The 24975-nt window shown below is 46.1% G+C and carries 23 protein-coding genes and 1 pseudogene; 20 read left to right on the top strand and 4 right to left on the bottom strand.

The annotated features are described in order from the left end of the window. Positions 1–12: 12 nt before the first annotated feature. The gene (locus tag M662_RS14975; protein ID WP_008634156.1) at positions 13–1263 is read right to left on the bottom strand and encodes a PucR family transcriptional regulator; all 1251 of its coding nucleotides are present in this window, start codon (positions 1261–1263) and stop codon (positions 13–15) included. 239 nt (positions 1264–1502) lie between these two features. Between M662_RS14975 and M662_RS14970 the strand changes: the two genes are divergently transcribed. The 13 genes from M662_RS14970 (at position 1503) to M662_RS14910 (ending at position 14803) form a co-directional block, all read left to right on the top strand. Further along, positions 1503–2576 (top strand): YkvI family membrane protein, encoded by a 1074-nt coding sequence (locus M662_RS14970; RefSeq protein WP_008634157.1) that lies wholly within the window; start codon positions 1503–1505, stop codon positions 2574–2576. Positions 2577–2719: 143 nt separating this feature from the next. Continuing rightward, entirely contained in the window at positions 2720–3691 is a 972-nt protein-coding gene (locus M662_RS14965) for an N-acetylglucosamine kinase (RefSeq protein WP_026578179.1), read from the top strand. After that, on the top strand, positions 3688–4593 hold the full coding sequence (gene murQ, locus M662_RS14960; RefSeq protein WP_008634167.1) for an N-acetylmuramic acid 6-phosphate etherase: 906 nt from the start codon (positions 3688–3690) through the stop codon (positions 4591–4593). The genes M662_RS14965 and murQ overlap by 4 nt, the downstream gene beginning before the upstream one ends. 90 nt (positions 4594–4683) lie before the next feature. Then, positions 4684–6015 carry an extracellular solute-binding protein gene (locus M662_RS14955; protein ID WP_035388392.1) on the top strand — a complete coding sequence of 444 codons (1332 nt, stop codon included), beginning with the start codon at positions 4684–4686 and terminating at the stop codon, positions 6013–6015. 93 nt (positions 6016–6108) lie between these two features. Then, positions 6109–7002 (top strand): carbohydrate ABC transporter permease, encoded by an 894-nt coding sequence (locus tag M662_RS14950; RefSeq protein ID WP_008634172.1) that lies wholly within the window; start codon positions 6109–6111, stop codon positions 7000–7002. 19 nt (positions 7003–7021) lie between these two features. Continuing rightward, positions 7022–7858 (top strand): carbohydrate ABC transporter permease, encoded by an 837-nt coding sequence (locus tag M662_RS14945; RefSeq protein ID WP_008634174.1) that lies wholly within the window; start codon positions 7022–7024, stop codon positions 7856–7858. A gap of 14 nt (positions 7859–7872) precedes the next feature. Continuing rightward, positions 7873–8772, top strand: coding sequence for a MurR/RpiR family transcriptional regulator (locus tag M662_RS14940; protein WP_026578181.1), 900 nt, complete (start codon positions 7873–7875; stop codon positions 8770–8772). Between the two features lie 18 nt (positions 8773–8790). Beyond that, positions 8791–10194: an FAD-binding oxidoreductase gene (locus M662_RS14935; RefSeq protein WP_026578182.1), complete on the top strand. Its 1404-nt coding sequence runs from the start codon at positions 8791–8793 to the stop codon at positions 10192–10194. After that, the gene (locus M662_RS14930) at positions 10187–11479 is read left to right on the top strand and encodes a (Fe-S)-binding protein (protein ID WP_026578183.1); all 1293 of its coding nucleotides are present in this window, start codon (positions 10187–10189) and stop codon (positions 11477–11479) included. Before M662_RS14935 ends, M662_RS14930 begins: the two co-directional genes overlap by 8 nt. 103 nt (positions 11480–11582) lie before the next feature. Then, a complete protein-coding gene (locus M662_RS14925; protein WP_026578184.1) occupies positions 11583–12269 on the top strand; it encodes a response regulator transcription factor in 687 nt (228 codons plus the stop codon). Further along, positions 12266–13618, top strand: a complete 1353-nt coding sequence (locus tag M662_RS14920; RefSeq protein ID WP_026578185.1) for a sensor histidine kinase — start codon at positions 12266–12268, stop codon at positions 13616–13618. The genes M662_RS14925 and M662_RS14920 overlap by 4 nt, the downstream gene beginning before the upstream one ends. Positions 13619–13651: 33 nt before the next feature. Next, positions 13652–14194, top strand: a complete 543-nt coding sequence (locus tag M662_RS14915; protein WP_026578186.1) for a PepSY domain-containing protein — start codon at positions 13652–13654, stop codon at positions 14192–14194. 90 nt (positions 14195–14284) lie between these two features. Then, positions 14285–14803 carry a PepSY domain-containing protein gene (locus tag M662_RS14910; protein WP_026578187.1) on the top strand — a complete coding sequence of 173 codons (519 nt, stop codon included), beginning with the start codon at positions 14285–14287 and terminating at the stop codon, positions 14801–14803. 32 nt (positions 14804–14835) lie between these two features. Here the strand turns inward: M662_RS14910 and M662_RS14905 are convergent, their stop codons facing one another. Continuing rightward, a complete protein-coding gene (locus M662_RS14905; protein WP_026578188.1) occupies positions 14836–15693 on the bottom strand; it encodes an STAS domain-containing protein in 858 nt (285 codons plus the stop codon). A gap of 265 nt (positions 15694–15958) precedes the next feature. Here M662_RS14905 and M662_RS14900 point away from each other — a divergent pair, with 265 nt between their 5' ends. The 3 genes from M662_RS14900 (at position 15959) to M662_RS14890 (ending at position 18241) form a co-directional block, all read left to right on the top strand. Next, entirely contained in the window at positions 15959–16747 is a 789-nt protein-coding gene (locus tag M662_RS14900; protein ID WP_008634193.1) for a glutamine ABC transporter substrate-binding protein, read from the top strand. 115 nt (positions 16748–16862) lie between these two features. Beyond that, positions 16863–17519: an amino acid ABC transporter permease gene (locus tag M662_RS14895; protein ID WP_008634195.1), complete on the top strand. Its 657-nt coding sequence runs from the start codon at positions 16863–16865 to the stop codon at positions 17517–17519. Next, positions 17519–18241, top strand: a complete 723-nt coding sequence (locus M662_RS14890) for an amino acid ABC transporter ATP-binding protein (protein WP_008634196.1) — start codon at positions 17519–17521, stop codon at positions 18239–18241. Before M662_RS14895 ends, M662_RS14890 begins: the two co-directional genes overlap by 1 nt. Before the next feature lie 124 nt (positions 18242–18365). Here M662_RS14890 and M662_RS14885 read toward each other — a convergent pair whose 3' ends face one another. Next, positions 18366–19337 (bottom strand): sodium:calcium antiporter, encoded by a 972-nt coding sequence (locus M662_RS14885; protein WP_008634197.1) that lies wholly within the window; start codon positions 19335–19337, stop codon positions 18366–18368. Positions 19338–19632: 295 nt separating this feature from the next. Then, positions 19633–20844, bottom strand: a complete 1212-nt coding sequence (locus tag M662_RS14880; protein WP_008634198.1) for a S8 family peptidase — start codon at positions 20842–20844, stop codon at positions 19633–19635. A gap of 247 nt (positions 20845–21091) precedes the next feature. On the opposite strand from M662_RS14880, the gene M662_RS14875 reads away from it, so the two are divergent. The 4 genes and pseudogenes from M662_RS14875 to M662_RS19775 all read left to right on the top strand — a co-directional run. Then, positions 21092–22828, top strand: coding sequence for a carbon starvation CstA family protein (locus M662_RS14875; RefSeq protein ID WP_026578189.1), 1737 nt, complete (start codon positions 21092–21094; stop codon positions 22826–22828). Between the two features lie 57 nt (positions 22829–22885). After that, on the top strand, positions 22886–23113 hold the full coding sequence (locus tag M662_RS14870; protein ID WP_235601511.1) for a cory-CC-star protein: 228 nt from the start codon (positions 22886–22888) through the stop codon (positions 23111–23113). An 11-nt stretch (positions 23114–23124) separates the two neighbouring features. Continuing rightward, complete coding sequence (locus tag M662_RS14865; RefSeq protein WP_008634212.1) at positions 23125–24069, top strand: ArsA family ATPase; 945 nt, start codon at positions 23125–23127, stop codon at positions 24067–24069. A 168-nt stretch (positions 24070–24237) separates the two neighbouring features. Further along, positions 24238–24939, top strand: a pseudogene (locus tag M662_RS19775) (hypothetical protein); the annotation flags it as partial. Positions 24940–24975 lie beyond the last annotated feature (36 nt).

Below are 24975 nucleotides of genomic sequence, written 5' to 3'. Positions count from 1 at the left end.
ATTTGTGAAAAATCACAAATCCTCTCTTTCGCTTTCCTGTATCAACAAATCTAAATAAAGCATCGTCTTCTGGTTGGTATCCTTAAAATCGATATGGCCAATTTCCCGGATCCGTTTCAAGCGGTAATTCAGCGTGTTTGTGTGTATGTGCATGTGGGAAGCGGCTTTGTGAACATTGCTGTTCATCTCGAGAAAGACCTTTAATGTTTCCAATAGGGAAGAACGGTTTTGTTCGTCGTAAGCCTTCAATCTCATCAAGGAATCATTTTTATAGTTTTCCCGCTTCTGTAAGGAGGCGAGTTCGTTAATGAATTGATAAATACCGAGATCCTGATAGTTATCGACCTCAGCGAGTTTCACAGGAAACTGCTCTTTCAGCTCCAATACCTTCAACGCTTGTTTATAACTGTCCTTAATAGACTGTGGATTATCATAGACCAGTCCGAAAGCACCTTTTAAATCTTCAAATCCAAGCCTTTCCTTCATCTTTTGTGTGAATTCACGAATGAAGGCCTGGCTCATTTTGTTCGCATCTTCTAAGTTGTCGGTTCTCACAAGCAGGATGAGCTGGCGGTCATCAAATATACGGCTGATAATCTTTGTCTGCTGCAGTGTCTCCGATAAATAATAGGCATGACGCTCGACGGACTGGCTCGTGTCTTCTGTAAATTCAAAGACCGCAACACAAAGCTGACCGTACAAATGAAGGCCAAACCGCTTTGCCTGTTTATGAATATCCTCTGAATTGGTGGCGGCTCCGGTCAATAACTGCCAGAAGAATTCTTTTTCGTTTTCTTCGGATTTCTGCTTCTTCGCCTGCTGGCGCTGGAGGTGCTGGGCTACCATTTGAGCTGCTTCGCGAATAGTGGACAAATGATCCGTCGTTACGGTGACCTTATCTGTCTGTGCCCAAATGAAACCAAGGATTTCCTTGTTGTTGCGAACAGACACAGCCAGTCGATTACCTAGCCCAATAGAGTCTATACTGTCGACAATAATAGGTTCGCCGCTTTCGAACAGCTGGGACATGATTCCGTGTTTCCAAAGCCCGTTGACAACATGCTCTGGAACTTTACGCCGCATAATCGTAGCCGTTCGCGCATCGTCGACGTTGGACTCATGCTTGCTGTAGGAAACAATGTGATGGTTTGCATCTTCGATAGTCACGGGACAGCCAAGATTGTCGGCAATTTGATCCGCCATCCCCTCTGGAGAATCCAACATATCTTTATAGGGGTGGTGCTGACGTGTCGAATGTTTCATAGCCGTTCTCCTTCTATAACAATGGTTAGTTCTATTTTATCATGCTTTCTCAGAACAGACATCCGCATTTTTACACTTGATTTATTTGTGTAAATAAACGAACATATATGTTATGGTTTGTTTAAAATGACAAACATAAGAAAACGCATTCATGATAAGCTGAGGTAGTTCAACCGGTTTGAAAGCCTTTACATTTTGTTGAATCACCAGGTGAAGACAGAGTTGGGAGGATGTATGTTTTGATTAGGGTATTGAAAATTGCTAGTGCATTCATTGGAATCATTGTGGGAGCAGGATTTGCTTCCGGTCAGGAAATTCTTCAATATTTCACGAGTTTTGGTACGATCGGTACGATAGGAGCGGTCATTTCAACCGCGCTCTTTGCTTACCTTGGAATGATGCTTACAAAAATAGGGACACGCTTAAAGGCAAAATCTCATAAAGAAGCGATCTACCGCGTAAGCGGAAAATACTTAGGGGTCGTCGTTGATTACGTTATCATTTTCACTTTGTTCGGTATCGGAGTCGTCATGATTGCTGGTGCTGGATCGATACCTAGTCAGCAGTTCGGTCTTTCCCCGTTATTCGGCGTCATTCTTATGAGTGTTATCGTTCTGGCGACGGTTATGTTAAATGTAGAGAAAGTCATTCGGATCATCGGCAGCGTCACCCCATTCCTGGTCGTTTCGGTGGTCGGTGTATCGATATACAGCTTAATCACCATGGACGGGACGTTCTCCGAGTGGAACTCGGTTGCTCAGGAGCAGCCATCGGCCGTTTCCAATTGGTTCATGTCCTCCATTAATTATGTATCTTTGAACTTGGCATTAGGAGCTTCCATGTCTCTATTGATGGGAGGAAATGAAGACGATGAGCGCATTTCTTCTCTTGGCGGTCTTGTAGGTGGACTGGTCCTCGGTCTGATGATCGTATTGAGTCATCTAGCTATGTTCGCTCAAATAGAGGTCGTGGGCACGTATGATATGCCGATGCTGAAGATGGTGGACGATCTCTCTCCTGCCCTCGGAATCCTATATTCCATTATTCTATTCGGGATGGTATTCAATACCGCAGTGAGTATGTTCTTCTCCCTTTCCGCAAGGTTTACGACGGTCGGCACACCTGCCCACCGTAAGTTCGTTACTGTTTCCATCATAGCCGCATTTATCTTAAGCTTTGCAGGGTTTACAAAGCTTGTCAGTATCTTTTATCCGGTAATCGGATACATGGGAATATTTTTAATTCTGGCATTGATTACGGCTCCGTTTCGTTTAAAGCAGGAGATGCACAATCAAGAACGTCGTTCAGCATAGAAACAGGGTAGCCGGGGAATTCGAGTTCCCCGGCTTTTTGCTTTGTTATTTTTGAAATAAAATAACGGAATATAAAAAGGTATATTGACATAAAAATTCAATAAATCTATAATATAGTCAATCATTCCCATTGGAGGTCGTCTATGGAATATGTAATTGGAATAGACGGAGGAGGAACGAAAACGGCGTGTCTATTTATGGAAGCAGGGAAAACAACCAGCTCTCCGGATCCTATGGTAGTGGTAGGACCTGGAACGAATCCACATATCATTGGCTTTGAAAAGGCGTGGGGCCGGATTCAGTCTTTAATTTCGGAAGGTATGGAGCAATTCAGCATTGATCCAAAGGAAGTTGCAGGAGTGGGAGTCGGTCTTGCGGGAGTCGGAAGAGCAGAAGATAAGCAGCAAATGAAGGCAATAGCCCAAAAAAAATTTTCAAATCAAATTTTTTCTGAAAATTGCCACTTGTTTATCGGATCGGACAGTCATGCGGCTTTAAGAGGTGCACTACCACCGCACGAGGAGTCGGGTATTCTTGTCATTTCAGGGACTGGTTCAAGCGCCATCGGAATTGCTCCGGACCACAGGCTGCATCGGTGCGGCGGCTGGGGGCATATCCTTGGTGATGAAGGAAGTGGATATTACATATCTTTGAAAGCGTTATCAGAAGTGACGAAGGCGGCAGATGGACGAAGAGGGGAAACCATTCTGACAGAACTGCTTCTGGAAAAGTGGCAGTTGGATAAACCGGAACAGCTGATCCGGTTTATCCATGAGGGAACTCGAATGGAAAAGCAGACAATCGCCGGTGTTGCAGAATGTGTTATTGCAGCCTCGGAGACGGGGGACAGCACGGCAACACGCATTTTGCATACAGCTGCGGAGGAATTGCTGCTTCATCTCTACTCTATAAGACGTAAAGGATTTAACACGATACCGGCAGTCGTGACGGCTGGATCAATTTTCACTCATTCCCATGTATTGAAGAAATACTTCATCAGACAAATGGAGGAACGAGGATGGGGCAGGCATGTGGAAGCATACGGGCCTCCGGAATTTGGGGCGGCTTTACTGGCTCAACCGTCCTTGGTAATAAAGGAGGGGGAGAATAGATGACAGATTCCTTGGCATCTTTGACGACGGAACAGAGAAATGAGCGAACAAGAGAACTCGATCGTATGACAACCGCAGAAATCCTTACGGTGATGAATGATGAAGATCAGAAAGTGGCATCCGCTGTAAGGCAGGTGCTGCCACAGATAACGAAAGCAGTAGATCGGATTGCGGAAGCCTTGAAGCGTGGGGGACGTCTTTTTTATGTAGGGGCAGGTACAAGCGGCCGCCTTGGCGTTTTGGATGCTTCTGAATGTCCACCGACATTTCAAGTGGACTACGATATGGTCCAGGCGGTCATGGCAGGCGGTGGGGAAGCTTTTCTTAAGGCGAAAGAAAACTCTGAGGACGATGAACGACAAGGAGAAGAGGATTTACAGAAGAAGAAAGTCTCCCCGATGGACGTGGTTGTCGGCATCACAGCAAGCGGCAGGACGCCTTATCCTATTGGTGCTCTGAAGGAGGCCCGCCGTATCGGTGCATTTACGGTTTCACTTTCTTGTAATGAAGCATCAGAAATCAGCACCTTCGCGGATTGTCCGATCGAAGTCATCGTCGGACCGGAAGTATTGACTGGTTCGACGCGGTTGAAATCAGCATCCGCTCATAAAATGGTGCTTAATATGCTCAGTACCGTCAGTATGGTGAAACTTGGCAAAGTCTATGAGAACTTGATGGTCGACGTCCACGCAAGCAACCATAAACTCCGTGAACGCGCGAAAAGCATTTTGATGGAAAGCACGAAGACGAAGTATGAAGAGGCGGAATCTGCTTTGGAACAAGCGGATATGCAGGTGAAACCGGCTATTTTAATGCTTTTAAAGTCTGTTTCTTATGAAGAAGCACAAACATTGCTCGCGGCTCATGAGGGGCAGCTGAGGGAAGCGCTGGAAACGAACAGTTGATTTGCAAACCATTCAATGGTTTCAAATAAATGACCAAAACAAAGGGGGAGCTTTGCTTTGAACAAGTGGCGGAACGTTTCATCTTGGTGGATGATAGGTATTCTGTTTGTATTCGTGGTGCTGGCTGGTTGTGCTCCGGGGGCAGGATCAGATGAGTCGAGCGAGGAGGACTCAGGAGATGGTTCAGGAGAGGAAAGTTCATCCGGAGAAATTTCCGGTGAGCTGGAAATCCAGTATTTTGTCGGGGGTTACGGGGATTCGTGGTGGAAAGAAGTGATTGCTGATTTTCAGGAAGAATATCCGGATGTGACCATTACAGAACATGCCGGTCCGAACATTAACGAAGAAATGAGATCACGCTGGGTATCCGACGATCCGCCTGATGTCGTTTATATTGACGGTGCCGGTTCCAGTGAAACACAAATGGTGGAAGACGGGCAGTTGATGAATTTGTCGGAATGGGTGAGCGGTATAGAGTTGGAAGACGGTTCCAAGCTGAACGAAAGCTTTATCGTCGACCCGGCTGACTATGACGGCGATATTTACAGCCTTCCATTAGTCTTCGATACATGGGGAACGTGGTATGACAATGCTTGGTTTGAAGAAAAAGGCTGGGATGTTCCGAAAGATTTCCCCGGCTTTATGGAAACGATGAAGACGATCAAGGACGAAGAGGATATCGCACCGTTCGTTACAACCGGCCAATATCCATATTATTTCCTTCGTGGTGTCCTTTACCCGGCATTCGGTGCAGCCGGTGGGGATGAACTATTGACGGATGTCATCACAGGTAAAGAAGGTGCGTGGACGAGTGAGCCGGTGCTGGAAGTGATGAAGAATGTGGAGCAGATGCAGAAGGATGGGCTGATCGATCCTGGATTTGGTGCTCTCAATCATACACAGTCCCAAATGAACTTCCTTCTCCATGATAATGCATTTATCCCGGTTGGTTTCTGGCTGCCGAATGAAATGGCCAATGATACACCGGAAGATTTCGAATACGGATTTATTCCATCTCCAATGCAGGCAGAGGGTGAACCATATGCGATCGTACCGGATCTTCGCCCACTGGCGATCGCAGAGAAGGCCGAAAATCCGGAAGCTGCCAAAGCGTTCGTTGAGTTCGTGTATACGAAGGAATATGCGAAGAGCTTTTCTGAGCATACCGGTGCAATTATGAACCTTCAGGGAGTCGACCTTTCTTCCAGTGAGGAAGTCCCGCCGTTCCTTATTGAAGCGAACGAGATGATCAACGATCCGGAGCAGGTTCAAATCTATCAGAAACCGCATCCGATGAGCTCTGAATTGGAAACGCCTGTAAGTAATTCGCTGGTCTCTCTCATGCTGGGTAATATTACTGCGGAAGAATTCGTGGAGGAAGCAGAAAAAGCAGCTGCGGAATATCGTAAGAGTCTCGAGTAGGAATATCAGCGGAATGTGGAGGATTCACTCTTCTGCATTCCCTTTTTCTTCCTTTGTCCAAGAAAGAATCTGAAAGAGAAAGAGGTGGGAAGGATGGTCCAGTCGAAGCGGCAGAGATATTTGTTTTTGGCGTTCTGCCTTGTTCCGACGTTTCTTTTGTTTGCGGTTTTCACCCTTTATCCCTTGTTCAACGGGCTTTATTATTCATTATTTAAATGGTCAGGTTCCTCTTCGATTGCTGAATTTGTCGGCTTTGATAATTATCGCCGGTTGTTCAGTGATGGAATTATCCCTGATACGATCCTCCATGATTATTTCCTCGTCGTTACGAAGGTAATCGGCATCATGGTACTAGCGACGTTCTTCGCGGTTGCGTTGACTCAGTTGAAAATTAAAGAAGCACCATTTTATCGGATCGTATTTTTCTTCCCAAATATTATGTCCGTCGTTGTTATCGGTATTCTCTGGATGTTCATCTACAACCCAAGCCTTGGTTTGGTAAACTCGGGGCTTGAATTTATCGGTCTTGAAAGCCTGCAGCGTCCATGGCTTGGAAGTGAAGACTGGGCTCTGCCGAGTCTGGTACTGCCGTCGATATGGGCCGGTATCGGCTTGTTCATGCTTATGCTCATGGGAGGAATTTCGAACATTTCGAAGAGCTACTATGAAGCGGCGGAGATAGACGGTGCGACCGAGTGGCAGCAATTTTGGAAAGTAACGCTTCCGCTTATATGGCCACAGATCAAAATTTCGATCCTTTATATCATTATCACAACATTGAACGGCTCCTTCATCATCGTCCAGGTCATGACCCAGGGTGGGCCGAACAATTCGACACATGTGATGGGGTCCTATTTATATGAGCAGGCATTCGTCAAATACAATTTCGGTTACGGGGCTACAATCGGGGTAATGATATTGATTCTGTCCCTCGTGACGGTACTTATCCTGCAGTTTTTTATGAGGCGGGAGAAAGTAGAGTATTAAACGACAGGAGGGGAATACCGTGCACAAAGGCAGTTTTTTCTCACGGACGATCGTCCGTGTCCCACTGATCATCTGGTCCTTGGCCGTTCTGTATCCGATTTTCTGGATGATTCTTGGTGCGTTCAAGTCGAATGCGGAGATATACCGAAATCCATGGGGGATTCCGGAGAGCTTCTCGTTTTCCAACTTCGTGGACGCCTGGAGTAACTATAATATAGATACAAGCGTATTCAACAGCTTCCTTGTCACAGGGCTTGGAGCGACGCTTACGTTAATGATGGCGATTCCGACATCTTATGCGCTCGAACGGATGGTTTTCCGTGGGAACCGTGTCTTGTTTACTTTATACATTTCTGCGATGATGATCCCAATGGTACTCGGATGGATTCCGTTGTTTTTCCTGCTCATGCAGCTGAATCTGCTTGATAACATCTTCGGATTGAGCATTGTCTATGCTGTCAGCCAACTGCCATTCAGCATTTTCGTACTTACGAGTTTCATGGCCACGATCCCAAAATCATTGGAAGAAGCGGCAGCTATCGACGGGATGTCTCCTTACGGTGTCTTGTGGAAAGTGATCACGCCGTTGTCTACTACCGGAATTATTACCGTAACGATTATGAATATGATTCAGTTCTGGAATGAATATTTTATGGCATTGATTTTTCTCCAGACAGAAGAAAACTATACATTGGCACTGGCTATTGACTTTATTAGTAACGAAACCCAGTATACCAATGCCTGGGGAACATTATTTGCGAGTCTCGTCATCGCTATCATTCCGGTCATCGTTCTTTATGCGATTTTCCAACGCCGGATTGTGAAAGGGATGACGGAAGGAGCTATTAAAGGATAAGAGTGGTGATGATCATGAAAGCTTCGCTTACAGGCGGTCTAGTCATGCTTAAAGAAATGAAGGATAAATTACCTCCTTCAGAAAGAAAAATTGCGGGCTTCATTCTGGATCAGCCGCATGAAGCGATACACTGCACAGCGTCTCAGCTCGGGGAGTTGAGTTCAACAAGCAGCGCGGCTGTCATCCGCCTCTGCAAATCACTTGGTTTAAAGGGGCTTCAGGAATTGAAACTTCGAATCTCCGGTGACCTGCAGAAGAAACCAGAGGAACAGTACCGGGATATTCAGCCCGGAGAGCCTTCGGATTTAATTGTAGAGAAAGTAACTAACAACAGTGTGCAGGCAATTAAGGAAACCACCGAGCTGGTCGATTACAAGACCCTGTCTGAAGCCATCAAGTTTTTGAAAAATGCCGAGAGAATTCATTTTTTCGGTGTTGGCGCGTCGGGCATTATTGCTCAGGATGCCCAACAGAAGTTCATGCGCATGAATAAGGCTACTTCGGCATTCAACGATTTACATAATGCTGCCATGAACATCGCGAACGTTTCTGACCGGGATGTGGTTTTCGGTATTTCCTTCTCCGGGGAGACATACGAAACAGCCAAAGTTATGGAAATTGCTAAACGAAAAGGAGCCAAAACGATCAGCCTCACAAGATATGGACAGTCTCCGGTTACAGCCTGTGCGGATGTTTCGCTGTATATATCCGCCTCTAGAGAGATTCCAGCACCTTTCCGCAGCGGTGCTACATCCTCGCGGCTTGCCCAGCTCCACATGATCGATATTCTTTTTGTCAATCTTGTCACAGAACAATGGGGAGAAGCATCGGATTACTTTGAGGAAATAACCGAAGTCATTAATGATTTGAAAGGAAAGCCGTCTCTGAAAAACGTCAAATCTATGAAGCAATGACCAGGGAGGTTGGATAGAATGAAAGATTGGTTGAGGGAACTCCAGCAGATTCTGCCGGAAGAAAGAATTCTCACATCGGCCGCCGATCGTTACAGCTACAGTTTTGACGCATCCTTCGGTGAATATATGCCCGAAGCCGTCGTCCAGGTGAAGAAGAAAGAGGAAGTAGCAGCTGTCTTGAAGGTGGCGAACCGCTGTCGTGTACCGGTTTATCCAAGGGGATCGGGTACTTGTCTGAGTGGCGGTCCTCTTCCTGTCTATGGAGGAATCGTTCTTGATATGTCCCAATGGCCTGCGGTGATCGAAATGCAGCCTTATGATTTGACTGTAGACGTTACGCCGAGTGTGAAGACCGTGGATATTAATGCGGAGGCTGCGGAGCATGGTTTAATGTACGCTCCTGATCCAAGCAGTGCTCATGTTGCGACAATCGGCGGCAACCTTGCGGAGAATTCCGGCGGGCCCCGGGGCTTGAAGTATGGTGTGACGAAGGATCACGTTCTCGGCCTTGAAGTAGTGACACCGGAGGGGGAAATAATCAGAACCGGTGGCCGGACGATTAAGAACGTGACAGGTTTCGATCTTACGAAGCTGATAGTCGGATCGGAAGGAACGCTTGCGGTCATTGTCGGAGCGACCTTGAAGCTGATGCCGAAACCGAAAGCTGTACAAACGATGATGGTCGCATTCCAAGAGGTGAGGAAAGCAGGAGAGGCGATTTCACGGACGCTCACTTCCGGGATTCTACCAGCTAAGATGGAATTTATGGACCAGGCCTGTATCGTCGCTGTCGAGAACTTCCAGCCTGTCGGTCTTCCCGTCGATGATGCTGCTATCGTCATCATTGAGCTTGACGGTCATCCGGAAACGCTTCGGGTGGAACGCGGGCTTGTCGAAGAAATCATGCTGGATGTCGGTGCTGTGGAAATCATCATCCCTAAAACCGAAGAGGAAGCAGCTGCCATCTGGCACGCAAGAAAACAAGTATCCCCTGCAATCGCCAAAATCAAACCGACCAAAGTCTCGGAAGACGCTACCGTTCCCAGAAGCAAAATTCCTGACTTCATCGACCGGTTACATACAATAAAAGAAAAATATCAAGTCGAAGTTGTCGCATTCGGACATGCAGGAGATGGAAACCTCCACCCAAATGTACTATGTGACAAAAGGGATAAGGAAGAGATGAAGCGTGCAGAAGCTGCAGTGGAAGCCATGTTTGAAGCTGCACTGGAACTCGGAGGTACATTGTCAGGAGAACACGGGATAGGCACGATGAAAGCTCCCTTCATGGAGGCAGAGCTCGGAGCAGTCGGTCTTGGGATGATGAAACGCATCAAGGACAGTTGGGACCCGAATGGAATTCTTAACCCGGGAAAGATCTTTCCAGAGAAGGGTCAGAAGCTGGTGTTGACAGATGAGTGAACAATTGAAAGAAAGGTTGTCCTATGACAGGACCATTGATTGTGTCCAGTGCGGCTATTGCCTCCCAGCCTGTCCGACATATGAAACGATGGAGAAAGAAACGCACTCGCCAAGGGGAAGGATCAATCTGATTAAAATGGTGGCAGAAGGAAAAGCGGCAGTAGAGGAATTGAAAGAACCGATTGAGAAATGCCTTGGCTGTATGGCCTGTACAGTCGTCTGTCCCACTAACGTCCAGTACGGAGAGCTTTTGGAAAGTGCAAAGACGTTCATGGAAGAAGAAACAGGAAAGCCCCGCCCGCAAAGATGGATGGAAAGCTTCTTATACAAGGAGTTTTTTCCTTCCTCGAAGTGGATGGATTTCCTGGGAAATGCGGCGTGGCTCTATCAGAAGACGGGGACACAGAAAGCAGCTGGTCATTTCGGGCTCCTTAAGCGTATTTCCGAGCCGCTTGGACAGATGGAATCGGTGCTCCCGGCCATGCCGCCGCCGAAACTGCGTAAGCAGAGAGCGAATCGCTATGTAAGGATGCGCCCGGCTAAGGCTAAGGTTGGGTTTTTTAGAGGATGTATCATGGACAGCGTTTTTTTTGAATCCAATGAAAATACGCTCGAACTGCTCCTGCGAAGTGGAGCAGAGATCGTTATTCCTGAGCAGCAGACGTGCTGTGGGGCCCTTCATGGTCACTCCGGAAAAAAGGAAGAGGCGACGGAGCTGGCCAAGAGAAATATAGAAGCATTTGAGGAAGAGAACTTCGATTATATTGTGAATAATGCAGGAGGCTGCGGAGCACGTTTAATCGAATATGCCACTCTTTTTGAAGAAGGAACAACATGGCACAAGCGGGCTCTCCAATTTACACATCGGGTGAAAGACATATCGGAAGTATTGGTGGAGATGGACGGCCTTATCTTTAATAAGTCGTTGGATGTGGCAGTTACTTATCAGCCATCCTGTCATTTGAGAAATGTTCAGAAGGTGACGAACAAACCCATCGATCTCTTAAAGCGTATTCCGGGGCTTACCTTAAAAGAGCTGGATCGACCAGAGTTCTGCTGCGGATCTGCGGGGGTATATAACATTGTCAACTATGAAGAGGCGATGGATATCCTGGATGTTAAAATGAAGGACGTTTGTCAGACGGGGCCGGACAGGATCATAACGTCCAACCCAGGCTGCCTCCTGCAGATGAAGCTTGGTGTCGAAAGGGAAGGAAAGAGTGGGGTGATGGATTCGGTTCACATCGTCGATCTGCTGATGGAAGCGGATCCGCTCCCGAAATAGTTTAAAGGCGATTCGTTTATCGAATCGTCTTTTCTTATGCGCGTTGATGGGTATGTCTGCTAGAATGATGCTAAACAATAAAAGGGAAAGAGGGATGAAGGTGATGAAAGCGGATATTCTCGTTATTGAAGATGAACAGAAAATTGCGCGTGTGCTTGAAATCGAACTCGAGTATGAAGGTTACACCGTGACAAAGGCACACGATGGAGCGGAGGGGATGGACCTTTTCCGTTCGAAGTCCTGGGACCTGGTTCTCCTAGATGTCATGCTTCCAAGTATGAGCGGTACCGATGTGCTGAAGCGAATAAGAAAGGGAGATACGGCAACTCCTGTAATTATGCTGACGGCTAAAGATAACGTCGAAGATAAAGTGACAGGGCTGGACCTTGGCGCAAACGATTATGTGACCAAGCCGTTTGATTTTGAAGAATTATTAGCAAGAATTCGAGCTGCTCTACGCTTCAAACCTGCTGATGAAACAGGCGAGCCGGGTTTGTCTCTTGCGGATCTTAAAGTAAATGAATCGACACATGAGGTGAGCCGCGGAGAGGATAAGATCGATTTGACCGCTAAAGAATTCGCGCTGCTCGTTTATTTATTGAAGAACAAGCGGCAGGTCTTGAACAGGGAGCAGCTTCTCGACGGGGTGTGGGGCTATGACTACTATGGAGATACGAATATCGTGGACGTCTATATTCGTTATCTTCGTAACAAAATGGACAAGAACTATGAACCGAAGCTGCTGCACACCGTCCGGGGCGTCGGTTATGTGTTAAAGGATCCGCGATGAAATTATCGAATAAAATCCACGTCTACACCACAGTGCTGTTCACTGTCTTACTGGTCCTGATCAGCCTGTCTGTTTATTTCACGTTCAGCCATATCAGTTACGACAGCGACTTGGAACAAACGCGTCTCGAGGCAGAGCGTATCGCTGCCGGTATCAACGAACAGGAGAGCACTTCCCTGTCCACAGACCTTCTCAGGGCTTATGTACCGGCAAACGGTATGATTAGAATCATACGCCGAAACGGACAAGCGGAAACGGTGGCGGCAGGCAGTCAGCAGGACCTCGCTGATCAGGAGTACCGGTATTATCAGGGAGAACAGGTGGAAGTAGAGAAATACGACGAAACACCTCACGCTGTAGCTGCTGTTCCGGTTCTCTGGATGAATGGAGAAGTGGCGTCTCTGCAATTGACGCAGAGTCTTGCTTCAACGTCGTCCAACTTAGAAGTTTTAAGACTAGTGCTTTTGGTCGTTACCATTCTTGCTATCCTTCCACTTTTTCTTTCTGCGCGCATCCTTAGCAACCTAATAACGAAGCCGATCGTATCGCTTACCGATACGATGCAGGAAATCAGGGGAAGTGGAGAGTTCAAACAGATTGAGACAGAGAAGCAGTCCAAGGATGAACTTGATCAGATGGCGGATGCCTTTAATCAAATGATCATACAGCTCGAGCGAAATTATGAACGTCAAGAGCAGTTCGTATCCAATGCATCCCATGAATTGAAAACACCATTGACTGTTATTGAATCCTATTCCAGCTTACTGAAACGTCGTGGGAATAAAGACGAGAAACTCTTCCGTGAATCTATAGAAGCAATCTATTCTGAGGCGAAGCAAATGAGAGCACTGACTCAGCAGCTGCTTTTATTGGCGAAACAAGAGGAGCACTGGAATGTGAAGAAGGAGAATATACCGCTGGTTTCGTTACTTGAGTCAACGGTAGTCTCCTTTGAAAAAGCCTATAGTCGACAGGTGCGCTTACTTTCAGATAGTGCCGTAACCGTATATACAGACGAACAGAAGCTGAAGCAGCTGCTTTATATCTTAATGGACAATGCAAAAAAATACAGCGACGAAGCAATCGCTGTTTTTGTCAAACAGCACAGTAGTAAGGTCATTATCGATGTGGTTGATGAAGGGATTGGAATGACGGGTCAGGAACTTGAACACGTGTTCGACCGATTCTATCAGGTTGATCAATCCCGCTCGGAAGGATATGGCCTTGGGTTATCCCTTGCACAGGAGCTTGCCGAGGCAATTGGGGCGGAACTGAAGTTGACGAGTATTAAAGGGAAAGGCACGACGGCTTCGATAATCCTTGCCCATTCTCAGAAGAATCTCAGATAACTCCTATACAATGAGAAGAACAGGAGGGATCCTATGTCAAAATTATGGAAGCTATTGTTGTCAACAGTCGGCCTGCTCCTTCTCCTTCTCCTTGGCTGGCAGATGATTAATGACCGTTCCAGTGCAGAGCCGTTAACTGATAACGATGTCCGCACGAAAGTGGAAGACCAGTACAGTGGAGAAGTGAGCCGAATAATAGCTGAGGATGACCACTATACAGCCACTGTTCAAACAGATGCAGGGACGTATGAAGTCACGGTGCTGAAAGTAGATGGAAGTATTGCCAATGTGCAGAGGGTCGCTGGAAGCGACACTACAGATCAACAGCAGAAGGAAGAGTCGTCTGACCCACCTGAGGAAAACAGTCCATCATCTGAAACTAAGACAATTTCCGAGCAGGAAGCGGAAAGGCTAGCATTAGCGGAAGTAGACGGAGAGGTAGATGACGTGGACCTCGAAGAGAATGACGGAACTATCTATTATTTAGTGGAAATTGAACAAAAGGATGAGCGAGAAGCAACCGTCCAGGTACACGCCGTGACAGGAGAGGTCATGTCCGTGAGTTGGGACGATTAATCGGTTCTCATGAAATTCTCATTTTATACTCCATTTGTTCTCATCTTGCCTGGATATAGTGTAAGTAGATAAAACAAAGGAGGAAACAAAATGAAGAAAACATGGATGATTGCTGGAGTGGCAGGAGTAATGATTCTGGGCGGTGCATTCGGTGTCAGTGCGGTAAGTAACGATGGTCAATGGTCTGATAAGAACGTCAAAGTATCCCAGAAACAGGCAGAAGATACGGCGGTTAAAGAAGTGGAAGGTTTGGAAATCACTAAAGTAGAAAAAGATGTAGACGACGGTGTACAGAAGTATGAAGTGAAAGGAATGACCAAAGACGGCCAGGAAATGGACGTAGACATTCACGCAGAATCCGGAGAAGTGTTGGAAGTGGATCGTGAGGATTCGGACAGTGATTCTGATCAAGTATCAGCAGCTGATTTGAAGGTGGACCAAGCGACTGCTGAAAAGACTGCAGAACAGGAAACCGGCGGGACCATTACAGAATCAGAGGTTGATGACGGCCACTTTGAATTCGAGCTTGTCGATGATACCCACGAATACGATGTTACGGTGGATGGACAAACAGGAGAAGTCATTGAATATGAAAAGGAAAAGAAATAATAAAAAGAAAAACCTCGTCCAGTGACGAGGTTTTATTGTTTCTCTACTAAAGAAAATCCGATAGACGAGAGAGCTGCTTCCAAATTAACAACGGTTCTCGCTTTTAGTTTGTTGAACTTTACATTTTCCACTTCGCGCTGGGCGATCGCCGGGGTAATACCTGTCATTAGTGCTTCAATTCCCATTAATTCCAGGGAATGAACGAGCTTCGCCAGCACGTCCGGGAAAAGATCATCCAAAATGACCAGCCCGGACAAATCAATGATGAAATAATCAATGTCCTTCTCCGCCCCGTATCGAAGGGTAGTGTCCATAATCTTTTTCGCCCGTCGTTCATCAATAATTCCTTGGATAGTCAAAATCGATACACCCTTTGTAATCGGTATGATCGGGACATTTAGCAAAGCCATATTATACTGCGTTTGATCCAATTCGATTATATGGGAGAGAACGTCAGCGATAGATTTCAGGAAACGAATGTCTTCCTGCTCAAATACCTTTTCCTCGGAATCCATTACACAAAGGGTACCGAACGTGTTGCCATCAACATCCGTAAGCTCCACGCCGAGAAACCCTCTTTTCCGCAGCTCTCCCGTAACTTCTAAGTCTTTCGTCCGTGCTTCCTGCATCAAATTCTCTGTGGTCATTGTTTTATTGCGGCTGTTTAATATAAACCGACAGTATGTACCTCCGTAATCCACCGTATATCCCTCGTTGATGATACCTTCATCTCTGTTATAAGAACTAAGCACAGTCATGGTTGTATCATCTTTTTTAGCAATATAGGCAGTTTGGACATCCAGATGTTCGCTGATTATATGGAACATTTTCCTGGAAGCGGTCCTTAAGGACTGGAAATCTGTCGTATCCAACTTGTACTCGTTAGGCATGATTACCCTTCCTCTATTAGAAATTAAAAGTCCAATATTCCCCACTACCCTTTGGTAAAATCTTTAAACGACTTTTTTGGGCTTTTTTTAGTTTAATAACGAGAAAATCCGATGAAAAAGTCGTAAATATGAGAAAAATGTCTTCCTGACATCTTAATCCGGTGAATATCCAATAATAAGGCTGAAAACAAATAATTCAGAAAATTTTAATTATTATTTATATTTGAGATAATGGGGAAGCGATCTTTCATAAGGGGGAGAAAAAATGAAAAAGAAGTGGGTCTTATTAATTACGATTTTTGCTATGGTATCTATTCTTGCCGCTTGTGGCGGGGATGAAGATGCTTCCGGCGACTCTGGTGAAACGTACACCGTCGCTACCGATAACAACTTCGTTCCGTTTGAGTTTATGAATGAAGAGACAGGCGAAATGGAAGGCTTCGATATCGATCTTATTAAAGCGGTCGCAGATGAAGCAGGTTTCAACGTGGATATCGAATCCATGAAATTTGATGGTGTCGTAGCGGGCATGCAGTCCGGCCGCTATGATATTGGTATTGCCGGTATGACAATTACGGAAGAGCGTAAAGAATCGATTGCTTTCTCCGATCCATACTATGATGCCGGCTTAATGATAGCAGTCAATGGAGATAACGAAGAAATCCAATCGGAGGATGACCTTGCTGGTAAAAAGGTGGGAACTCGTTCCGGTACGACCAGTGAAACATATCTGAAAGAGAACCATCCGGATGCCGAGCTCGTTACGTTCCCCGGCATTGTTGAAGCGTATTTGGATTTGGAATCCGGTCGTTTAGATGCCGTCATGTACGATGTGCCAAACGTACAGTATTATGTGGCAAACGATGCAGAGAATTTGAAGACCGCTGGAGATATTCTCCAGGGAGAGCAGTACGGGATAGCCTTTCCGAAGGACTCCGAGCTTGTAGAAGATGTGAATGAAGCGCTCCAGACGTTGATTGACAACGGAACGTATGACGACATTTATGAAGAGTGGTTCGGAGAGCGTAAATACGGAACGGAATCATCAGAGTAACAGACACTATTATGACCAAGCTGATCAAGAGGAGCGTAACAAGTGGCCGGCTTGTTACGCTTTCTTTAACGTACGGCATCGACTGAATTACAAAACTTAAGGAGCGGTCTCTCATATGGAGTTTATAACAGAATCCCATTATTACCGTGTCATGCCTTTCCTGCTTGAAGGTCTGGTATGGACATTGATCATAACATTCGTCGGTCTGATTTTCGGTTTTATCCTGGGCGCAGTTTTCGGCTTTGCCCGTCTTTCCAAGAACAAACTGGTGTATGGCATTGCTACCGTCTACGTCGAAGCCGTTCGCGGGACGCCGATTCTTGCACAGATATTATTCATTTATTTCGGGATATCTGATTTGACAGGAATCAACATCGATAAAATCACTGCATCTATCATTGCGATCGCTATCAATGCAGGAGCTTATATTGCTGAAATCGTCCGCGGTGCCGTTTACTCCATTGATAAGGGACAGGAAGAAGCGGGGCGTTCCATCGGCCTGACGAGAAACCAAACGATGCGGTACATTATTTGGCCGCAAGCTTTCAGGCGAATGATTCCGCCTCTCGGTAACCAATTCGTGATAAGTCTGAAAGATACTTCTTTATTCTCTGTCATAGCCGTAGGGGAGCTGTTGTATATGGGGCAGCAATACTACGGAATGACCTTTCAGCCGTTTCAGGCACTGACGATGGTTTGTGTGATGTACTTGATCATCACTGTACCAACAGCTGTTTATTTAAGGAGAGTGGAAAGGAGACTGGACGTCTGATGATTACTGTGAAAGATTTACATAAATCGTTTGGTTCCAACGAAGTACTGAAAGGAATTAACACAGAAATCGATGAAAAAGAGGTCGTATGTGTCATAGGACCATCTGGATCGGGGAAAAGCACCTTCCTTCGCTGTTTGAACCTCCTGGAAGAAGTGACGTCGGGGGATGTGTATATTGAGGGTGATAATCTTACGGATTCTAAAGTGAATATCAATGATGTGCGATCACGGGTTGGGATGGTATTCCAACACTTTAACTTATTTCCACATAAGACCGTTCTTGAGAATATAACGATCGGTCCAATGAAAGTGAAAAAGATGAAGAAAGCAGCGGCTGAGGCAATTGCCCGTCCCCTGCTGGAGAAAGTCGGCTTGGCCGATAAGGCGAATGTTTATCCGGAGAGTCTTTCCGGTGGACAAAAGCAGCGGGTAGCCATTGCCCGGTCTTTGGCTATGGAGCCGAAAATTATGTTGTTTGATGAGCCGACATCGGCCCTCGATCCTGAACTCGTCGGTGATGTCCTTGCTGTTATGAAGGAGCTTGCGAAAGAAGGGATGACGATGGTCGTCGTGACTCATGAAATGGGATTCGCAAGGGAGGTTGGAGATAGGGTGTTGTTCATGGATGAAGGTATCATCATGGAAGAGGGACTGCCTGCAGATATTTTCAGCAACCCTCAAAACCCAAGGACACAGGAATTTTTAAGCAAAGTTTTATAGCATTTCAAAAACATGCGTAAGAGTAGGGAGAAGTATCGGGTGTATTGCCGCCCGATATTTCTCCCTTTCTGTTCTTTCTCTAGAACGTAAGAAAAGACACAGGGAGACTGTGTCTTTTCTGCGGTCAAAATAGATTGTAAGAAGTAATGAAGTACATCAGAATTATTAAAAGCGATGGCGCTGCATAATAAAAACTATTGGTTCGCGGCTTGCGTCCGATCGTCAAAACGGTCAACAAAAGCATGGCTACGCTCAACAGCGCAATCGGAAGGTGAGAAGAGCTTAAAACGGTCAGAATTGCTCCTTTTGTATAGAAAACATCCGTTACTGCAAGAAGCTGTAAGTTGAACAGGTTACTCCCGAGGATTGACCCCACGGCCATCCCGTAATTAGCCATTCGAAATGCAACGAGGACGGTCACCAATTCAGGAAGCGAAGTGGAAGCAGCTATGAGGAAACTTCCTACGAAGCTTGAACTCATTCCTGTCTGCTGGGCTAGCTGGTCTCCAAAGATCGACAAGGCACTACCTGCTGCAAAAACAACGACGGCTGCAACACCGAAGCCGATACTGGCCCCTTTAAGCGTATAATCTTTGCCTGCGGCGGCAGCCTCGTCCATCTCCTCTTCTTCCTCTTCGGAGTTCCCGAAGAATTTCATCGTAACCACATAGAGGGCAACGAGGACGAACATTTCCCATCCAATATGGAGAAGTGACGCTTGAAACGGAAGAATAAGGGACAGAACGACAACCATTGTGAGAACGATTCCTGCAATGGCAGAAGGCAGGTGCTGCTTCTGATTGATGGTGTTAAACATTCTTTTTCTCCGGTAAATCATATCGACGACAGCAAGGATTAATAGATTGAACGTATTACTTCCAAGCATGTTTCCGACGGCGATGTCGGGGTTGTCAATATAGACGGCCGTTAAGCTTGTTGTCAGCTCAGGCAGGGATGTTGCTCCTGCTATAAGAAAAGTACCGACAACAGCACCGCTGAGCGAAGACTTTCGACTGATCACATCTCCGAAACGGTTTAATTGGACTGCCGCATACACGACAATCACAGCGGATAAGGCAAATAAGAAAAATACCAAAGTAAATCCTCCTTTTGATAACTTTCAGAGCCTTGATCACAAAAAAACAGACCTCGGCCCTGATGGCCAAGGTCTTGCGTACTAGTTGATAGTTTGATGGACCGAGTGCCGCAGCACTGGAATGACGATCCAACAATCCGTATTATACGGCCGCTACTCCCCTTGTTGATTCTAATATAGCCGAGGTAGAAGTCGGCGTCAATAGATAAGTGTCGATACCCACTGTACAATCGTCTCTAAATTAAAAAGAGCCTCAAGTTTCCTTGAGGCCCTTCGGAGGCTGTTAAGAATCCGTTTAATAGTTTACGGCGTTATAAGAGTTGATCAACCCGTGCTGGAAGTAAGAACCTGTCCCGCTGATCGGATCCGCTGTTTGTTCGATTGCTGCCCGTATATTGCTGTTTGAACGTCCTTGAGAAGCAAGGAGTCCTGCAAGTCCGGCAACGTGTGGCGAAGCCATGGACGTTCCGGAAAGGTAGGCGTACCCTCCATTAGGAACGGTGGATGCAATGTCTACACCAGGAGCGGTGACGTCCACCCATGTTCCATAGTTTGAAAAGGAGGCTTTACGATTATATCGGTCGACAGCTCCGACCGCGATCACATTATCATAGGATGCCGGCTCGAACGTCGTTCTTACTCCGTCGTTTCCAGCAGCAGCGATAATGACAGAGCCTTTATTCCATGCATAATTCACAGCGTCTTCGAGTGTTTGGGTATCACAATTACATCCGAGGGAAAGGTTAATGACTTCTGCCCCTTGATCAGCAGAATAGCGGATGGCGTTGGCGATATTGTTCAATGAGCCGCTGCCATTGGCATCTAAGGCGCGGACGGCAAGGATTTTAGTATTGGGAGCCATTCCTGCGACACCGCTTCCGTTGTTCGTCTGTGCTGCAGCTGTCCCTGCTACGTGAGTACCGTGATTATTCAAGTCCATCGGATCATAGTCATTATCAACGAAATCATAGCCCTTTATCGTTTTGTTTTTTAGATCAGGATGGTTATAGTCTACTCCGGAGTCTACGATGGCAATTTCCTGGTTACTGCTCCCCCGGGTGATATCCCAAGCGGCTTCGGTGTTCGTGTTCTGAGGTCCATATTGATAGCCGGAGTAGTAGGTGTCATTCGGCGTCCATGTGACATCGAATATGTAGTTAGGTTCTGCGTATTCGACATTCGGGTTATTGTTCAAGGCTTTTACGACTGCATCCACGTTGCCGACTTCGAGAACTTTCACATTTGAATCAACGACCTTTTTTTCTTCCTTCGCTTTTTCTGCACCGAAGGCTTGAAGCTGTTTGCTGCTCAACGTTTTCCCTTCTTTGAATTTAACGACGACTTCTCCTTTAACGTAGTCCCCTTTTTGGACATCTGTCTGTACCTTCATTTCTTTCTTCAATGGTTCCGGCGTCTGATCGGCGAAGACTTGTCCTGTTGTCGGAATCAGTGCAAGACTTGCAGCCAGGGATAAGGTTGCTAATTTCTTAAACTTTTTCAACTTCATGAAACATTCCTCCTTGATAAGATATATATAAGTAATTCGAAAGAATCAGGAAAAACCCTCTCAAATAGGTGTTGGGATAGTGGCAGGGAAAAAGAGGGGGTAACATGCATTTTTTGACACATACTTTCCCAAGTCGTCGAAAATCCTTTTGTTATCTGATTTATCTGTAAATTTATTGGGGTATTACCTGTTTCTGGTGTATAATACCAACTATAATGAAAGCGCGTACATTAAGAGGAGGGATTGTGTGAGTGGTATTTGGCTTGCGGTTGTAGGCAGCTTCGTGTTTTTTCTGGGTTATCGCTATTATTCGAGATTCATAGCAGACAAAATTTACAGGTTGGATCCAAACTATGTAACGCCTGCCCATCAATATAAAGATGGTGTCGATTTCGTCCCAACCAATAAGTTTATCTTATGGGGGCATCACTTCACTTCCGTAGCAGGCGCAGCGCCAATCGTAGGACCAGCAATCGCTGTTTACTGGGGATGGCTTCCAGCAGTGTTATGGGTGCTTCTCGGTACCGTTTTCGCGGCCGGCGTACATGACTTCGGTACGCTTGTTCTATCCGTGCGGAACAAAGGCCAGTCAATCGGCACACTTGCCAGCAAGTTGATCGGTCAGCGGGCAAAGGTCTTATTCCTATTCATCATCTTATTGTTGGTGTTGATGGTTAACGCTGTCTTCGCCTGGGTAATCGCCAACCTTTTCATTTCTTTTCCTGCCAGTGTCCTGTCCGTATTTATTCAAATCCCGTTAGCAGTATGGATCGGTTATCACGTGTATAAAAGACAGGGAAATATGCTGCTTCCATCCGTCGTCGCTCTTGCTGTCATGTATCTTTCTGCAATCGTAGCCAGCTACGTTCCTGCTCTGCAAATTGATCTCGTCCGCTATTTTGGAGGAGAAGGTGCAGAAACAATTTTCGGTTTGAATGCAACATCCATGTCCTTCTTTGTCTGGATTGTTGTTCTGATGGTTTATGTGTACATTGCATCCACTTTGCCTGTATGGAAACTATTGCAGCCGAGGGATTATATTAATTCCCACCAACTTATTGTCGGGCTAGGTCTGCTTTATCTCGGCCTTTTGTTCACCAACCCTGAAATTACGGCTCCTGTGACCAATGGTGCTGCGGACACTTCCTGGTTTCCACTATTATTCATCACGATCGCCTGTGGAGCGATTTCCGGTTTCCATGGACTTGTATCCTCAGGGACCTCTTCCAAACAGTTGAATAATGAAAAAGATGCACGATTTGTCGGGTATCTGGGATCGGTTGGTGAAGGTGCACTCGCTCTTGTCGCTATTATCGCAGTTATCACATTCTTCCCGACCAGGGGAGAATTCACAGCAACGTACAGTGGGTTTGCCGAAGCGAGCAATGCAGGCCTCGGTGTATTTATTCAAGGTGCCGGCCAGCTGGCGTCGGGACTAGGTATTCCCGCTTCTGTCGCTTCTACGATCGTATCTGTCATTGTTGTAAGCTTTGCGGCGACAACGCTGGATTCATCCGTCCGTCTGATGCGATACATTATTGCAGAGCTTGGGTCGGAATATAATGTTACCCCGCTTACAAAGACACATGCAGCGACAACGCTTGCCGTCGTGTCCAGTGCGGCTCTCACATTAATTCCGCAAGGACCAAAAGGGTTTGGATCTGGTGGTTACCTGCTTTGGCCGTTGTTCGGTACATCCAATCAGCTGCTTGCAGGCATCAGTCTTCTCCTTGTATCCATCTGGCTGAAGAGGCAGGGGAGAAATTACCTGCCGACGATCATTCCTATGGTATTCCTTATGTTTATGACATTATGGGCCATGATCACCCAGGTTTTCATGGAATGGGCACCGTGGGCGGAAAGCAGTGATTGGATGCTCTTCACCTTCGGGGCAATTATTCTTGTATTTACGTTATGGATCTTGTTGACAGCTGTTTCCACCCTTACCGGCAGGAATAAGGATTCTATTGAAAAAAGTGCATAAAAGTTTGGAGGGATGTCGGCAGTGAAGAAAAGCTACTCCATTAAACGCCTGATACAAATGTATGATGAAATGCTGCGGGTTCCTCATAAGCGTGAAATTGCAAGGGAGCTGAGGCAGGAGGAGGACTTGTTTCTTCTCCTGATTTATTCAGACATGCTGGGGATTCCAAACCCTGCCTTTTACTACACGCTCGAGCTGTATCCTCATATCGTGGAGAAATTCCATGATTGGCATCTCCGGATGGGTATGGAGAAATCACCTCTGGAGGGAATCCGCTGCTGTTGAGGAGGGGTAAGATGACAAGTATAGAGAAGAACAAAATCATTTTTGTAGGAGGAAAAGGAGGAGTGGGAAAGTCGACGACGGCAGCAGCTCTTGCACTAAGTTACACGAGCCGTGGTTATCGGACACTCGTTGTCTCCACAGATCCAGCTCACAACTTAGGTGATATTTTTCATAAGCAATTAGAAAATAGTAAAAAGCCGCTGATGGATGGCTTGTGGGGATTAGAAATCGATCCAGGGAAGGAAGCGAAGCGGTATATTCAAGGAGTGAAAAATAACCTGAAGGGACTCGTTCATGCGAAAATGATCGAGGAAGTACATAGACAAATCGATCTTGCTTCTTCTACCCCCGGGGCAGAAGAAGCGGCACTGTTCGATAAGCTGATATCCATTATGATCGAGGAGAAGGATTTCGATAAGATCATTTTTGACACAGCACCAACCGGTCACACGATCCGTCTCCTTACTCTGCCGGAAATGATGACCGTGTGGGTGGACGGGCTGTTGGAAAGGCGGAAGAAAGTGAATGATACCTATACGCAGCTGCTTCATGATGGAGAACCTGTGGAAGATCCGATATACGAGGTGCTGCAGGAGCGGCGCGAGAAGTTTGCCAAAGCCCGAGGAATTATCCTTGATGAAGATAAGACGGGCTTCCTGTTTGTTTTAAATCCGGAGCGCCTTCCAATTCTTGAAACAAAGCAGGCAGTCCGTCAGTTGGACACCTACGACATCCGTGTCCATACGCTGGTAGTTAACAAAGTGCTTCCGCCTGATGCAGACGGAAGCTTTCTTGAACGTAGAAGAAAGCAGGAACAGATGTACATGCAGGACATCGGTGAGATTTTTAAGGAACAACGGCTTTTGAAGATTCCTTTATTCACGGAAGACATTGCGGACCTGGATCAATTGCAGGCATTTTCCAGACAGTTTGATCAAGAGAACCTATCCGTATAAACCGGACTTTTCAGAGTCCGGTTTATTTTTTATTTCGTAGTCGAAAAGTATTAAGTCATTATCCATAAATAGAACTATATTATCAGAAATTTCCGCCGATATAAGAAAGAGTGTAAATAGGTGATACCAACCTACTCAATCTTAAGGAAAGGAAAGTGAAGCAGATTTATGAACCCTAAAAAGTCGCTGCGGGCGCAGCTGTTTCTTAACTTCTTGATTCCTATTGTTATATTAGGAGTCCTTGTTTTTGGATTTGTCAAAGTGTTGTCCAGCCATATCATTGATTCCTATCTTGTTCCTCAATTTGAAAGCACACTGGAAGACACGGGGAATGAACTTGTTCAGGCGGTCGATGATTACCGCATACTTCAGGCGATCCGCAATCCCGAAGGAAATCATGCGGGTTTATTAAAAACCATGGACTCTATCGTAGAGGACAATGATAAACTCAAGCATGCTTATATCCTTACACAAAAGGAAGGGAAAGGTTACTACGTTAGCAGAAATGGAAGCGGAGAAATGATGGTGGAGTCGCCCCTTACGAAAGAACAAAAGCAGGCTCTGGATAACAAACAGACAGTCATGACAGATTTCTATAAAGACCCGGTAGACGGAGATACGCATAAATCAATAGTTATCCCATTGGAAAATTCGGATGCCGTTGCAGGGGTGGATATGGATGGTTCATTCATTATGACCCTGGAAAACAGTATCAACGTCTTCCTTATTGCTTTCCTAATCCTTGCATTACTGCTCGGCGCGTTGTTTGCATACGTCTTTGGAGGAAGACTGAATAAGTCCATCCAAATTCTTCTGGGATCAATGAAGCGAATTCGTGATGGGGATTTGACAGGCCGTGTGGAAGTGAAGAGGCAGGACGAAATCGGTCAGCTTGCCAACGCAGTT

The organism is Bacillus sp. SB49 (genome assembly GCF_000469135.2).
GTDB lineage: Bacteria > Bacillota > Bacilli > Bacillales > Halobacillaceae > Halobacillus.
This window is presented reverse-complemented; position numbering and strand designations above follow the sequence as displayed.

Bases quoted from the DNA above. Each gene is read 5' to 3' on its own strand.
- M662_RS14900 (WP_008634193.1), top strand. From the start codon at position 15,959: ATGAAAAAGAAGTGGGTCTTATTAATTACGATTTTTGCTATGGTATCT.
- M662_RS14935 (WP_026578182.1), top strand. From the start codon at position 8,791: ATGAAAGATTGGTTGAGGGAACTCCAGCAGATTCTGCCGGAAGAAAGA.
- M662_RS14920 (WP_026578185.1), top strand. From the start codon at position 12,266: ATGAAATTATCGAATAAAATCCACGTCTACACCACAGTGCTGTTCACT.
- M662_RS14965 (WP_026578179.1), top strand. From the start codon at position 2,720: ATGGAATATGTAATTGGAATAGACGGAGGAGGAACGAAAACGGCGTGT.
- M662_RS14955 (WP_035388392.1), top strand. From the start codon at position 4,684: ATGATAGGTATTCTGTTTGTATTCGTGGTGCTGGCTGGTTGTGCTCCG.
- M662_RS14950 (WP_008634172.1), top strand. From the start codon at position 6,109: ATGGTCCAGTCGAAGCGGCAGAGATATTTGTTTTTGGCGTTCTGCCTT.
- M662_RS14870 (WP_235601511.1), top strand. From the start codon at position 22,886: ATGTATGATGAAATGCTGCGGGTTCCTCATAAGCGTGAAATTGCAAGG.
- M662_RS14930 (WP_026578183.1), top strand. From the start codon at position 10,187: ATGAGTGAACAATTGAAAGAAAGGTTGTCCTATGACAGGACCATTGAT.
- M662_RS14895 (WP_008634195.1), top strand. From the start codon at position 16,863: ATGGAGTTTATAACAGAATCCCATTATTACCGTGTCATGCCTTTCCTG.
- M662_RS14890 (WP_008634196.1), top strand. From the start codon at position 17,519: ATGATTACTGTGAAAGATTTACATAAATCGTTTGGTTCCAACGAAGTA.
- M662_RS14975 (WP_008634156.1), bottom strand. From the start codon at position 1,263: ATGAAACATTCGACACGTCAGCACCACCCCTATAAAGATATGTTGGAT.
- M662_RS14940 (WP_026578181.1), top strand. From the start codon at position 7,873: ATGAAAGCTTCGCTTACAGGCGGTCTAGTCATGCTTAAAGAAATGAAG.
- M662_RS14905 (WP_026578188.1), bottom strand. From the start codon at position 15,693: ATGCCTAACGAGTACAAGTTGGATACGACAGATTTCCAGTCCTTAAGG.
- murQ (WP_008634167.1), top strand. From the start codon at position 3,688: ATGACAGATTCCTTGGCATCTTTGACGACGGAACAGAGAAATGAGCGA.
- M662_RS14925 (WP_026578184.1), top strand. From the start codon at position 11,583: ATGAAAGCGGATATTCTCGTTATTGAAGATGAACAGAAAATTGCGCGT.
- M662_RS14910 (WP_026578187.1), top strand. From the start codon at position 14,285: ATGAAGAAAACATGGATGATTGCTGGAGTGGCAGGAGTAATGATTCTG.
- M662_RS14915 (WP_026578186.1), top strand. From the start codon at position 13,652: ATGTCAAAATTATGGAAGCTATTGTTGTCAACAGTCGGCCTGCTCCTT.
- M662_RS14865 (WP_008634212.1), top strand. From the start codon at position 23,125: ATGACAAGTATAGAGAAGAACAAAATCATTTTTGTAGGAGGAAAAGGA.
- M662_RS14880 (WP_008634198.1), bottom strand. From the start codon at position 20,844: ATGAAGTTGAAAAAGTTTAAGAAATTAGCAACCTTATCCCTGGCTGCA.